This window comes from Agromyces humi (assembly GCF_009720255.1).
Classification (GTDB): domain Bacteria; phylum Actinomycetota; class Actinomycetes; order Actinomycetales; family Microbacteriaceae; genus Agromyces; species Agromyces humi.
Genome location: NZ_WJSP02000006.1, coordinates 1 through 12,941, shown reverse-complemented (window position 1 = coordinate 12,941; position 12,941 = coordinate 1). Strand labels below are relative to the sequence as shown.

13 protein-coding genes, 1 tRNA gene and 1 pseudogene are annotated in these 12,941 nt (G+C 68.7%); 8 read left to right on the top strand and 7 right to left on the bottom strand.

Going from position 1 to position 12,941, the window contains the following annotated elements; translation table 11 throughout:
- Positions 1-734: 734 nt before the first annotated feature.
- Entirely contained in the window at positions 735-1,616 is an 882-nt protein-coding gene (locus GH736_RS01505; protein WP_159599568.1) for a helix-turn-helix transcriptional regulator, read from the bottom strand.
- Positions 1,617-1,789: 173 nt separating this feature from the next.
- Here GH736_RS01505 and GH736_RS01500 point away from each other — a divergent pair, with 173 nt between their 5' ends.
- The 3 genes from GH736_RS01500 to GH736_RS01490 all read left to right on the top strand — a co-directional run bounded on the left by GH736_RS01500 (position 1,790) and on the right by GH736_RS01490 (position 4,667).
- Entirely contained in the window at positions 1,790-3,001 is a 1,212-nt protein-coding gene (locus tag GH736_RS01500; RefSeq protein ID WP_407922316.1) for a multidrug effflux MFS transporter, read from the top strand.
- A gap of 25 nt (positions 3,002-3,026) precedes the next feature.
- Entirely contained in the window at positions 3,027-4,049 is a 1,023-nt protein-coding gene (locus GH736_RS01495) for a zinc-dependent alcohol dehydrogenase family protein (RefSeq protein ID WP_159599564.1), read from the top strand.
- A 261-nt stretch (positions 4,050-4,310) separates the two neighbouring features.
- A complete protein-coding gene (locus tag GH736_RS01490) occupies positions 4,311-4,667 on the top strand; it encodes a cyclophilin-like fold protein (protein ID WP_159599562.1) in 357 nt (118 codons plus the stop codon).
- A 600-nt stretch (positions 4,668-5,267) separates the two neighbouring features.
- On the opposite strand, the gene GH736_RS01485 is transcribed toward GH736_RS01490, so the two are convergent.
- A complete protein-coding gene (locus tag GH736_RS01485) occupies positions 5,268-6,248 on the bottom strand; it encodes an aldo/keto reductase (protein WP_159599560.1) in 981 nt (326 codons plus the stop codon).
- Positions 6,249-6,422: 174 nt separating this feature from the next.
- Between GH736_RS01485 and GH736_RS01480 the strand changes: the two genes are divergently transcribed.
- From GH736_RS01480 to GH736_RS01465, 4 genes are all read left to right on the top strand, one after another.
- Positions 6,423-7,358, top strand: coding sequence for a helix-turn-helix transcriptional regulator (locus GH736_RS01480; RefSeq protein WP_159599558.1), 936 nt, complete (start codon positions 6,423-6,425; stop codon positions 7,356-7,358).
- Positions 7,359-7,595: 237 nt separating this feature from the next.
- On the top strand, positions 7,596-8,462 hold the full coding sequence (locus GH736_RS01475) for an alpha/beta fold hydrolase (RefSeq protein ID WP_235933789.1): 867 nt from the start codon (positions 7,596-7,598) through the stop codon (positions 8,460-8,462).
- A 92-nt stretch (positions 8,463-8,554) separates the two neighbouring features.
- Positions 8,555-8,728, top strand: coding sequence for a hypothetical protein (locus GH736_RS01470; RefSeq protein WP_159599554.1), 174 nt, complete (start codon positions 8,555-8,557; stop codon positions 8,726-8,728).
- A gap of 229 nt (positions 8,729-8,957) precedes the next feature.
- Positions 8,958-9,149, top strand: coding sequence for a hypothetical protein (locus tag GH736_RS01465; RefSeq protein WP_159599552.1), 192 nt, complete (start codon positions 8,958-8,960; stop codon positions 9,147-9,149).
- Positions 9,150-9,422: 273 nt separating this feature from the next.
- On the opposite strand, the gene GH736_RS01460 is transcribed toward GH736_RS01465, so the two are convergent.
- The 3 genes from GH736_RS01460 to GH736_RS01450 all read right to left on the bottom strand — a co-directional run bounded on the left by GH736_RS01460 (position 9,423) and on the right by GH736_RS01450 (position 11,825).
- Positions 9,423-9,496, bottom strand: a tRNA-Ile gene (locus tag GH736_RS01460).
- Positions 9,497-9,506: 10 nt separating this feature from the next.
- On the bottom strand, positions 9,507-10,763 hold the full coding sequence (locus GH736_RS01455; RefSeq protein ID WP_235933788.1) for a glycosyltransferase: 1,257 nt from the start codon (positions 10,761-10,763) through the stop codon (positions 9,507-9,509).
- Positions 10,764-10,907: 144 nt separating this feature from the next.
- On the bottom strand, positions 10,908-11,825 hold the full coding sequence (locus tag GH736_RS01450) for a DMT family transporter (protein ID WP_159599550.1): 918 nt from the start codon (positions 11,823-11,825) through the stop codon (positions 10,908-10,910).
- A gap of 40 nt (positions 11,826-11,865) precedes the next feature.
- Between GH736_RS01450 and def the strand changes: the two genes are divergently transcribed.
- Entirely contained in the window at positions 11,866-12,432 is a 567-nt protein-coding gene (def, locus tag GH736_RS01445; RefSeq protein WP_159599548.1) for a peptide deformylase, read from the top strand.
- A 10-nt stretch (positions 12,433-12,442) separates the two neighbouring features.
- Here def and GH736_RS01440 read toward each other — a convergent pair whose 3' ends face one another.
- Both GH736_RS01440 and GH736_RS01435 read right to left on the bottom strand, forming a co-directional pair.
- Positions 12,443-12,748: an AzlD domain-containing protein gene (locus GH736_RS01440; protein WP_159599546.1), complete on the bottom strand. Its 306-nt coding sequence runs from the start codon at positions 12,746-12,748 to the stop codon at positions 12,443-12,445.
- Positions 12,745-12,941, bottom strand: a pseudogene (locus GH736_RS01435) (AzlC family ABC transporter permease); the annotation flags it as partial. The gene GH736_RS01440 and the pseudogene GH736_RS01435, both read right to left, overlap by 4 nt.

The following is a 12,941-nucleotide window of genomic DNA, read 5'->3' as shown; positions in this document are numbered from 1 at the left end:
CGAGTCGCTCCGACTCTTGGCGGCGTCCTTCCTGTCGCACGACCGCTTCCGTGCTGCGGAGCTGCTGGCTCCCGGTCCGCGACCTCGGCGCGAGCCGGGATACCTCGACTGATCTCGGCGTGATCAGGAATTCCTTGCCGCGATCGTCGCTGTCTGTTCCCGAGGCGACTGGATCAGCTCGACCACCCTCGGGCCATCTCGGGTCAAAAATGTTGGATAAACGTGCGCGGATCAAGTGGGCGAAAATCCGATCAGATCTCGTTCGTCCGGACCAGCAGCGGGCAAGCTCGATCGGTCACCCATTTCGGATGATGCGCACGCGGGCCTGCAGACGTAGGTTTCGATCGCCCCAACCGGCCGTCGCGGAATGACTACTGACTATCGGCGCGCAGCCCGGATGCCGGAACACGGCGACAGCTCAGCATCGCACCTCGGATCCACTTCGTCCGGCACCTTTGGCTGACTCGGGGAGCGCAGTTGCGAAGGAGATCGAATGTCGAACTCGGCTGATTCTCCAGCCCCGCGAGCCTTGAGCTCGCCGCCCGCCGCCGCTGTGGCGGGGTCTTCGCCCTGCTCTTCACTACGTCCCTCGTGCTCCTGTGGCTTTCGCTACCGAACGAGCGCCACGCCCGACCACCGGGGGCGGTGAACACCCTCCCGCACCTCGACGTGGCGGCTCACTCCGCAGGCCCCGGTGAATCGTCGGCGCGAGCCGTTCGGTGCAAGGGCTGCCGCTACGGCGCAGTACCTCCACGTACGAGTGGATGGCTCGCCGTCCACGACGCGAGCAGCGCGACTCGCTCGGCCGACGGCGATCCCGGCTCGGCGGTGTAGACGAGCATCACGAGGCCGGGCTCCCCCGTGAGCGCGAACTCCTCGTACGCGAACGTGAGCTCGCCCACCACCGGGTGGACGAACCGCTTCGTTCCCGTGCCGTGCGTGCGGACGTCGTGCGCGCCCCACAGGCGACGGAACGTCTCGCTCCGCGTCGAGAGCTCACCGACGAGGTCCTGCATGGCACGGTCGTGCGGGTTGCGGCCGGCCTCGGCGCGCATGATGGCGACGCACATCTCCGCGAACCTGTCCCAGTCGGGGTAGAACTCGCGGGCGGCCGGGTCGAGGAACTGGAAGCGGGCGAGGTTCGGCGTGCGGCCGCCGTCGCCGATGAGCGGTGAGTAGAACGCCCGGCCGAGGGCGTTGGTGGCGAGCAGGTCCTGGTACTGGTTGCGCACGAACGCGATGCCGCCGGTGATCGAATCGAGCGTCCAGTCGAGGCTCGGGCGGGCCGGCGCCTGGCGAGCCGTGCGAGTGCGCGACCGTCCCGACGTGGGGATGCCGTCAGCTGCGCGGGCGAGGTCGAAGAGATGCGCGCGCTCCGTGTCATCCAGCTGCAACGCCGTCGCCACCGACTCGAGGACGGAAGCGGACGCGCCCGCGATCGCCCCGCGCTCGAGCTTCGAGTAGTACTCGACGCTGACGCCCGCGAGCACCGCCACCTCGGTGCGGCGCAGCCCGGCGACGCGGCGGTTCGGCCCGGCCGGCAGGCCCACCGCCTCGGGGGTGAGCTTCGCGCGGCGCGACATCAGGAACTCGCGCACCTCGCTTCGGTTGTCCATGCCCACAGCGTAAGTCGGATGCCGCCGGCGAGGGGTGCCCTCCGGGTACACCTCTCCTCAGGGACTCCCCCGATTCCGCGCGACCCGGTTCACTCGATGACATGCCCGCTTCCACGTCACCGCTCCGGTCGCAGCCAGCCGCGCCCCCGACTGCCGGGCGGATGCTTCCGGCCGTGCTGCTCCTGCTCACGGTGTTCGGCCCGATCTCGATGGACCTGTACCTGCCCGTGCTCCCGGCGCTCACGCGGGAGCTCGGCGCCGCCACGTCGATGGCGCAGCTGACCGTCACCGCCTGCCTCATCGGCCTGGCACTCGGCCAACTGATCGCAGGGCCCCTGTCCGACCGGTTCGGGCGACGGATGCCGCTGCTCATCGGCGTCGTCGCCTACATCGTGACCTCGGCTTGGTGCGCGATCGCACCGAGCGTCGAGGTGCTGATCGTCGCGCGTTTCGTGCAAGGGCTCGCGGGCGGCGTCGGCATCGTCATCGCGCAGGCCGCCGGCCGCGACCTCTATTCGGGCGCCGCGCTGGTCCGGTACTTCGGGCGGGTGACCGTGCTGAGCGGCCTCGCAGCGATCGTCGGCCCGCTGCTCGGCGGGCTGCTCGCGATCGTCACCGACTGGCGCGGCCTCTTCGTGTTCCTCGCCGCCATCGGCGGCGTCATCCTGCTCGCCGTGGCCATGCAGTTCAGCGAAACGCTGCCCGTCGACCGCCGCACCCGCGGCGGGTTCGCGCAGATCGCACGTGACTACCATGCCTTGTTGGGCGACCGCCGCTTCGTGGGCGCGGTGCTCGCAAGCGGCCTCGCATATGCCGCACTCTTCGCCTACCTCGCCGGGGCGACCTACGTGCTGCAGGGCATCTACGGGCTCACCCCGCAGCAGTACGCCCTCGCGTTCGGGCTGAATTCCGCCGGGTTCATGGCCTTCGGATGGCTCGCTGCGCGCTCGAGCCAGCGGTGGAGTCTCCACGCCACACTTGTCTCCGGCCTCGCGATGTGCGGTGCCGGCGCACTCGGCGTGCTCCTCGGCGGGCTCGTCGCGGTGCCCGCGAGCATGGTGATCGTCTCGCTGTTCCTGCTGGTGGGCGGTGTCGCCGTGACCACCCCGCCCACGACGACGATCGCGCTCGCCGACCATCCAAGGATGGCGGGTACCGCATCGTCGCTGCTCGGGATGGCGCGCTTCGCGCTCGGCGGCGTCGTCGCCCCGCTCGTCGGCATCGGAGGCGCGGCGACCATGCTGCCGCTCGGCATCGTCGCCGTGGTGGCGATCGCGCTGGCCGCAGCATCCGTCGTCGTACTCGGCCCGCGGCGTCACCCCGGTCATGACCCGGCCGCCATCGACCCCGAGCCCGCTGCCGCGCCTACGCCATCAGCCCGATAACCCCAGAAGAGAAGGAGCACGCACGATGCGTGGTGTCATCATGTACGGCCCCGGCGACGTCCGCGTCGAGGACCGTGAGAAGCCGACGATCGTCGAGCCGACCGACGCGATCATCCGCGTCACGTCGGCCTGCATCTGCGGGTCGGACCTGTGGCCGTACCGTGGGGCGGAGGACGCCGAGTGGCCGGTGCCGATGGGTCACGAGTACGTCGGCATCGTCGAGGAGATCGGTGCGGACGTGCGGAACGTCGCAGTCGGCGACTTCGTCGTCGGGTCGTTCTTCGCCTCCGACAACACCTGCGCGATCTGCCGGGCCGGGTACCAGTCGCACTGCGTCCACGCAGTGCCCATGGGCTCACTCGGCACCCAGGCGGAGTACCTCCGCGTCCCCCTCGCCGACGGCACCCTCGTCGCCACGCCGACGCGGCCGACGCCCGAGCAGGAGCGGGGTCTGCTCGCGGCATCCGACGTGCTCGGCACCGGGTGGTTCGCCGCCGTCGCCGCCGAAGCCGGCCCGGGCAAAACCGTCGCGGTCGTCGGCGACGGCGCGGTCGGGCTGCTCGCCATCCTGGCCGCGAAGCAGCTCGGCGCCGAACGGATCATCGCGTTCTCCCGGCATGCCGACCGGCAGGCGCTCGCGCGCAGGTACGGCGCGACGGACATCGTCGAGGAGCGCGGCGACGAGGGCGTGGCGAAGGTCAAGGAACTCACCGGCGGGCTCGGCGCGCACTCGACCGTCGAGGCCGTCGGCACGCAGGAGTCGATGATGCAGGCCATGCGCGCGACCCGCGCCGGCGGGCACGTCGGATACGTCGGCGTCGCGCACGGCGTCGCGCTCGACGGCCTGGAGCTGTTCTTCTCGGGCGTGCACCTGCACGGCGGGCCGGCCCCCGTGCGGCGGTTCCTACCTGAGCTGATCGACCTGATCATGATCGACGGGATAACCCCGGGCGACGTCTTCGACCTGACCCTGCCGATCGAGCAGGCGGCCGAGGGCTACAAGGCCATGGACGAGCGGCGCGCGATCAAGGTGCTGCTCACGTTCTGAACAGATGAGAGAGGACGTTGGGCTGATGAGAAGACGAGGGGCGCGATGATGACCCATACCGATGGACGCGGCGGCGTCGCCTTCACGCATGGAAGCGCCGTGCTTGCCGTGATCCTCGTCTCTTCGGGCTGCGCGGGAGCCGACGACGCGGCTCGCTTGCCGGGCATCACGCACGCGACACCATCCACGGCATCAACGGCACCGCCGGCGCCGCCGCCCACTTCGGGCGCCGAAGCACCTGCCCTGACCGAGGAGGCATCCGTGTCCACCGACCATTCCGTTCTCATCACCTTCGGCGGCACGACCGTCCGCGGATCCCTGCAGGACAACGCCGCCACGGCCTCGCTCCTCGTCCAGCTTCCGCTGCAACTCTCGTTCGGCGACTTCGGCGGGCAAGAGAAGATCGCTCCACTTCCGGCCCCACTCTCACTCGATGGCATGCCGCCCGGAAGCGACGCCGAACCGGGCACCATCGGCTACTACGCCCCCAGCCAGGCGCTCGTCCTCTACTACGACAACGTCGGCTACTACGACGGAATCGTCCCGATCGGCACCTTCGACGACGTAGCGACCATCCGCGACGCCCCCGCGTTCACCGGCACCATCACCGGACCGTGATCACCCGGCGCGGGTCATGCAGTGTTGCCGGCACGGTCGGCGTTGATCTCGCACCCCAGCGACCAGATCCCCAAGGCGGAAGCGAACCCGGACGAGGCGAATCCAGTCTCGTCGATAACGTCCGGAACGCCACCGCTCGGCGTCACTCACGGTTCGCTCCGCTGGGCCAGAATCCCTGATCGAGAGCAATTGGTAGGGCGGACGGGACTGAACCCGTGACTGATGGAACTCCTCGGCCTGCACGCGCCGTCTCGGCGGGAGCAGTGCGCGGATCAAACCATGGGTAGGGTCCGCCGGCCCGGCGAGTGCGGGATCTGCCACGCCCGCGTCGAGCTGGTGGCGGCGATCCATGTCCGCATTGCCTCCGAGATGCCGATTCCAAGACCGAGCCGGTGCCGGGCCGGGCATCCTCGACGATCATCCGGACCGCGCGTCCACGAGCTTGCGCGGATACTTGCCGGGACGTGCCTGGAACGCGATCCTTCCAAGGAATTCTGTCTCCGGACACGCCGAGGGACTCGGTGAACTCCCTGCCGACGATGAACGGGTGATTGGCCGCAGAGTGGCCTCCATGCCTTCTGCCACGTGCCATCGGTAGGTTCAGCGGTCGATGGAGGCCATGTTGGCTTCGTCGTGTCGTTCCCCCGCGGCGGGCTGCAGTGCGTTCAAGCGGTCTAGCTGCTCGGCACTGAGTTCGATGCCGTCAGCCGCGGTGTTCTCCTCGACGCGTGCAACGCGGCGGGTGCCGGGGATGGGGGCGATGTCGTCGCCTCGGGTGAGGATCCGGGCCAGCGCGGTCTGCGCCGGGGTGGCGCCGATTTCTGCTCCGATCGCGCGGACCTCGTCGACGATTCGGAGGTTCCGGTCGAAGTTCTCGCCGGTGAACCGTGGGTTGGTCTTGCGCCAGTCGTTCTCGGGGATGTCCGCGGCGGAACGGATCTGCCCGGTCAGCAGCCCGTGACCGAGCGGCGAGTAGGGAACGAACCCGATCCCGAATTCCCGCAGAAGCGGCAGGATCTCCGCCTCGACGTCGCGGGTCCACAACGAGTACTCCGTCTGCAGCGCCGTCACCGGCTGCACCGCGTGCGCCCGCCGGATCGTCTCCGGGGAGGCCTCGGACAGGCCGAAGTGAAGGACCTTGCCCTCCGTGATGAGCTCGGCAACGGCGCCGGCGGTCTCCTCGATGGGAGTGCTCCGATCCACCCGGTGCTGGTAGTAGAGGTCGATGTGCTCGGTTCCGAGCCGGCGCAGCGATCCTTCCACGGCGGCCTTCACGTTCGGGGCGCTGCTGTCGACCACGCCGGGCCCGGCACCGAAGTGGGAGACGAGCCCGAACTTCGTGGCGATCTTCACCTGGTCACGCCGGCCGTTGATCGCGCGTCCGACGATCTCCTCGCTGAGGAACGGGCCGTAGATCTCCGCGGTGTCGATGTGGGTGACCCCGAGATCCAGAGCGCGATGGATCGTGCGGACCGACTCGTCGTCATCCAGCACGCCGCCGGTTGTGTAGGTGCCGGCCATCGTCATCGCGCCAAGGCCGATGCGGGAGACCTCGAGGCCGCCGAGACGTGCGTTCTTCATGTGGTGCTTCCTTCTCTCGGAACTGGGACGTGGCTCCGGTATCGGTCGGATCCCGGTCCGGTCGTGTGTGATGTACCCAGTCAAGATCGGCTCACCGAACCGAGGCAGACCCGGCCGATCCGGTTAACACCAGGGACCCCCTGCGGTCGCGGTCGCTGACGTAGATTCGGTGGCATGGACACTCCGAACGAGATCCGGGAGTTCCTGACCACACGACGGGCCCGGCTCTCCCCCGGCCAGGTCGGCCTGCCCGACTTCGGCGGCCGACGCCGCGTCCCCGGGCTCCGCCGCCAAGAAGTCGCCCTGGTCGCCGGGATGAGCGTCGAGTACTACACCCGGCTCGAACGCGGCAACGCCAAAGGAGTGTCCGAAGCCGTGCTCGAAGGCGTCAGCCGGGCCCTGCAGCTGAACGGCGCCGAGCGCGCGCACCTTTACGACCTCGTTCGGACCGTGAACGAGGGCATCCACCCGCGACGACGCCGCGGTCCGGCGAGGCCGCAGCACGTGCGTCCAGGCGTGCAGCAGCTCCTGGACGCCATGCACGATGTGCCGGCGTTCGTGCAGAACGGTCGCCTCGACATCATCGCCGCGAACCGGCTCGCCCGCGCGGTCTTCTCCGAGTTGTACGTGCAACCGCAACGCCCGGCGAACTTCGGTCGATTCGTGTTCCTCGACGAACGAGCCCCCGCGTTCTATCGGGACTGGGACGACGCCGCGCAGCAGACCGTCGCGCTCCTGCGCACCGAAGCAGGCCGCGCGCCCCACGACCGCCCGCTCAGCGACCTGGTCGGCGAACTCTCCACACGCAGCGAGGCGTTCCGCACGCTGTGGGCCTCCCACGATGTCCGCGAACACCGCACCGGGATCAAGCGCATCACCCACCCCACCGTCGGCCACCTCGACCTCAGCTACGAAGCCATGGAACTCTCCTCAGCACGTGAACTGATGCTGATCGCTTACACCGCCGAACCGGGAAGCCCCTCACACGACGCCCTCCAGCTCCTCGCCAGCTGGACCGCGGAGGCTGAAAGTACTCGCTCGACTGGTCCGCGAGAAGGGTCCGTAGATCGAGCAGGCGATCTGGCACGCCCCCCGAAAGAACTCCTCTGAGGGACACCTCGCCAACCAATCCGAGTCGAACGGGCACGTATCGAGAAGACTCGAAGAGGATCCGCCCGGTGCACAACCGCGGACCAATGGATACGCCGCCTCGGCCCGAGCCGGGATCTCGAAGAATCTCAACGTGATCGGGAGTTCTTGGCCATGATCATCGGTGCCAGTTCTCGATGCCACTCGATGAGCTGGAGCGTTGTGCCGGGCAATGAACCTGGTTCGCGCCCAAGGCTGATGAGCTTGTCGGTCAAGCGGCTCACGGAAGCCGGATACCGGGTGCTCGTGCCCTACCTGCGAGGGCACGGTGAAACGGTCTTCCGGGATGCCAACACCGCTCGCAACGCGCAGCAGTCCGTGCTCGCGGCGGACGCGATCGCGTTCCTCGACGCGCTCGCCATCGAGGGCGTGATCGTCGCCGGCTTCGACTGGGGTGCCCGCACCGCCGACATCCTGGCCGTACTGCACCCGGAGCGCACGATCGGCCTCGTCTCGGTAAGCGGCTACCTCATCGGCAGTCAGGCCGCCGGCACCGTACCGCTCCCGCCGGCCGCCGAGCTGCAGTGGTGGTACCAGTACTACTTCGCTACCGAGCGGGGACGGGCAGGGTACGACCGGTACCGCCGCGACTTCGCAAAGCTGGTCTGGCGGCTCGCATCACCGAAGTGGGCGTTCGACGACACGACCTTCGACGCCAGCGCCGTCGCGCTCGACAACGCTGACCACGTCGAAATCGTGATCCACAACTACCGTTGGCGCCTCGGCCTCGCCGACGGCGACCCGAGATACGCCGAAGTAGAGGACCGACTCGCCGGGACTCCGACGATTTCGGTGCCGACCATCACGCTCGAGGGCGACGCCAACGGCGCACCCCACCCGGATGCCTCGGCCTACGCGGCGAAGTTCACCGGGCCGTACGCGCATCGCGTGATCACCGGCGGGATCGGCCACAACCTGCCGCAGGAAGCGCCCGACGCCTTCGCGCAGGCGATCATCGACGTCGACAAGATGCGACGAGGACCGCGGCTCGAACCGATGGACGCGGTTCATCAAGCCAAGAGCTCATCCATCCGGTATTCGACGTCCGAGCAGCCTGCTCAGTGAGCGGACCGGGGCGATTCTCACGCAGTCGCTGAGAGCCCCGACTCGCGTGGAGAAATGCGATTCGAGGACGCCTATCCCGTCGTGTTCGTGCCATGCTCGAGATCGACGGGGCGGAACCTCCGGCAGCCCAGATTGATACCGACCCGCTCGTCTACGCAATCGGCGCGCAACTGCTCCCGCACGTAGCCACCACCGTTGTCATCGCCCGCGAAGACCTGCCGCGCGTCCGCCTAGCTCTGACAACTCGAACCACCACGACCAACTGAACGTCAGGGGTTCGATTGGGATCCGCGAGTCGGTCGGCTCAGCGGACGAGCCCAGCACCAAGGGGAACGCTGAACTCCGATCAAATTCTCCGGGTCGGGTCTCTCGCTTTGGGTCGGCTCGGCGGCGCCATTCGTCCTGCCGATGCCGCCGACCATCCAACCGGGGCGTATCCTCCGCCCCAGGGTGCCGCGATGAGGCGGCGGGCTGACGGGAGTTCCCATGGACTTGGTGAGCTGGATCGTGATCGGCAGTGTCATCGTGCTCGCCGCCGTCGGCGTAACGCTGTGGAATCGGTTCGGCAGGGGTAGCGCGCTCGACCAGCGCATGGGCGGCGAGGTCGCGAGGGGCGTCGATGGTGCACGGGCGGAGACCGATCTCACCCGCGCTAAGGACGGCCGTGAGACGGGCGGCAAGGCCTGAGGGAGCGGCCACACAGCATCCGGAGGCCCCGCAAGGGGATCCGCTACCGGTCGGGTGACGAACTGACGACCCTGAGCCAGCAACGCGTGTGCCTGTGCGACCGTGAGCGAGACCGGAACTAAGTTCAGGGCAGTATTGATCCTGACGACCACCCGACGTCCAGGGAAGCCTACGAAACCGCTTCTCGACCAAGAGTGTCGGATAAACGTGTTGCGCATCAAATCTCGTCCCTTCGTTCGGGACAAGAAATCCTGATGAGACGAGATTTCAGAGTAGGGCGGACGGGACTTGAACCCGTGACCGATGGATTATGAGTCCACTGCTCTGACCGGCTGAGCTACCGCCCCTCGCGGCGCCTCACTCGGGGAGTGCTGCGGGCGCGACATCCGTGACCGGGTCGGTCACCGGCCTTCCACGATACAGGCTCTCGAATGTCGAGATCGTGCGCTGGATGTCGTGCGCCGCGATGAGCCGCAGGGAGCCCTCCTTGAGGGTGCGGTACTCCTCGGGCGACGCTTCGAGCACGGTGCGCAGCTTCGCTGCGAGGTCGTCGGGGCTGCCCGGGTCGAAGAGGTACCCGTTCTCGCCGTCGTGCACGAGGTGCGGCAGGGCCATCGCGTTCGCGGCGACAACGGGCAGCGCCGAGGCCATGGCCTCCATCGTCACGATGCTCTGCAGCTCGGCGATCGAGGGCATCGCCAGCACGGAGGCGCGGTGATACGCCTCGCGCAGTTCGTCGTCGGTGACGTACCCGGTGAAGGTGACGCGGTTGGCGATGCCGAGTTCCGACGCCATGTGCTGCAGGTTGCGCAGCTGGTCGCCGCCGCCGACGATCTCGACCTTGGCGTCGAGCTCGGCGGGCAGCAGCGTGATCGCACGCAGCAGCACGTCGATCTGCTTCTCGCCGGTCACGCGGCCGACGAACAGGATGCGGTTCTCCGTGCGGGGCGACCAGTCGGGCGAGTACTTGTGCGCGTCGATGCCGCACGAGATCGCATGCACTCCCCTGAGCCCGGTGTGCTTCTCGAGGAACTGCGAGGCCCGGCGCGTCGGCGTGGTGACGGCCTCGGCCCGGCCGAACGTGCGGCCCGCCGCCTTCCACGCGAGACCGACCGCCCATTCCTGCCACGCCTTGGGCAGCAGGGTGAACTCCAGCATGTTCTCGGGCATGAAGTGGTTGGTGCCGATGATGCGGATGCCGCGCTTCTGCGCTTCGAGCGAGAGACCGCGGCCCACGATGATGTGGGACTGGAAGTGCACGACATCGGGCTTCACCGCGTCGATGACGCGCGAGCTGTTCTGCTTGATACGCCACGGCAGCGCGAACCGCAGCCAGTCGTGCGGGTACCAGCGCCAGCTGTAGAGACGGTGTGCGGTGATCTCCTGACCCTCGTGCACCTCCTTCCACGTGCCGTGCTTGCGGTTCGCGGCGGGGGCCATCACGTGCACGTCGTGCCCGCGCTCGACCAGTCCGGCGGCGAGGCGCTCGGCGAAGCGCGCAGCGCCGTTCACGTCGGGCGCGAAGGTGTCGGCGCCGATCAGGATCGTGAGCGGACGTTCCGTCTCCGCGCCGTCGGTGCCGGCGGGGGCAGTCGCACCGGGTGTGTCAGACACGTGGCGTGGTTCCTCGCAATTCTGGGATGGAGGCGATCGGCCTCGATGAGTGGTCGTCCTGGGGGTCACCCTCGCGAACTGAATCCGAACATAGTCTACGCATCGGCGTCGGCGCGTCGGCGGGCGCGCATGTCGCGACGGCGGTCAGAGCCGGGTCTGCGGGTGATTGCGGGCCAGCATGAACACGCCCCACACGGCGATCACGCCGGCGAGGAGGAACACCAGGTTCGCCCAGAGCGGGGCCTGCGACGCTTCGCCCAGCACCACGATGCCGATCACGACCGCGACCATCGGGTCGACCACCGTCAGTCCGGCGATCACGAGGTCGGGAGGCCCGGTCGCATAGGCGTTCTGCACGAAGTACGCGCCGAGCGCCGTCGCCAGCAGCAGGCCGAGCAGGCAGGTCCAGGTGAGCCATTCGACCTCGCCCTGCTGAATGCGGCCGAGCACGACCTTGGCGAGCGTCGCAACGAAGCCGTAGAGCACTCCCGCCATGATGACGTAGAAGATGGCACGGATGCGGCGGCGGAGCAGCCCGAACGCGACGCCGGCCAGGGCGAGCACGACGGCGAGGATGATGAGGATCGTGACGAGCTGCCGGTCGGTGACGGGCTTGTCGACGGCCGTGAACGCGGCGACGCCCACGAAGAGGAACACGCCCCCGACGCACATGAAGATCGCGGTGATCGACTTGCGGTTCAGCTTCACGTGGTTCAGCCGCGAATTGAGGATCGACGTGATCACCAGCGCGATCGCCCCGAGCGGCTGGACCACGATGATCGGGGCGAAGTAGAGGCTTCCGAGCTGGAACATGATGGCCAGCCCGAGCATGACCGTGCCCAGCACCCACGACGGGCGCGCGAGCAGCAACGCGAGCTGCTTGCCGTTCAGCCCCTTGCCGAGCGAGTCGACGGTGCGCGCCTCGACCTTGACGACGCCGCGGTGCTGGAACTGAGCACCGAGGGACAGGAATACCGCACCGACGAGGGCCAACGGAATTCCGATGAACGACGTGGGGTCGAGTGCGATCTGCTCGGAGAGGTCGCTCAGGTCCGGATCCACGCATCGACCCTACCGGGTCCGCCGTGGATATCCTTGGCGAATGGCCGTCCTCCCCATCCGCATCTCCGGCGACCCCGTGCTGCACTCCCCCGCCCTTCCCGTCGAGACCATCGACGACGACCTGCGCTCCCTCGTGCGCGACCTCTTCGAGACGATGGATGCCGCGCCCGGCGTCGGCCTCGCCGCCCCGCAGGTGGGCGTGCCGCTGCGGCTCTTCACCTACGGCTGGACCGACGAGGACGGCACGAAGTGGCGGGGCGTGGCGATCAACCCCGAGCTCTGGATCTCCCCGCCGCCCGCCGGCGAACCCGACGAGGACGAGGAGTCCGAGGGGTGCCTCTCGTTCCCCGGTGAGCGGTTCGGGCTGCGCCGCGCCGATCGCGCGATCCTGCGAGCCACCGACCTCGACGGCGAGCGGTTCGAGATCGCGGCGGAGGGCTGGCTCGCCCGCATCTTCCAGCACGAGTACGACCACCTCGACGGCACCCTCTACGTCGACCGGCTCGGCGAACGCGACCAGCGGATCGCGGCGAAGATCGCTCGCAAGCTCGGATGGGGCAAGCCCGGGGTGTCGTGGATGCCGGGCGTCGACCACCTCGAGGACTGAGCCGATCCGCTCAGGTGAGCGCGCGGATGCCCGCCGCGACGAGAGCGGCCACGATCACCACGACGAGGAACGGCACGCGCAGCGCGAAGAGCGCCGCCGCGACGATGAGCGCGGGCACCCGCGCGTCGACGACGATCGCCTGGCCGGCGCCCAGGGTCTGCACGGCGATGAGCGCCGCCAGCAGGGCGACGGTGAGGAGGTCGGCGATGCGGGCGGGCCGCTCACGCTCGAGCAGGCCGGCCGGCACGAGGTAGCCGCCGAGCTTCAGGGCGAGCGTCGCCGCCGCGGCGATGAGGATGACGTGCCAGGTCGTCATGTGCCCCTCCGCCTCGAGAACAGGTCGAACCAGCCGACGATCACGGCGACGATCACGGCGACGATCGCGGCGACGAGCACCGGCAGTCCGGGCATGAGCACCGGCGTCGCGAGCGTGGCGACGACCGCGGCGGCCACCGCCACCGCGCCCGCTTGGAACCGCTTGAGCCGGGGCCACAGCAGGCCGAGGAACG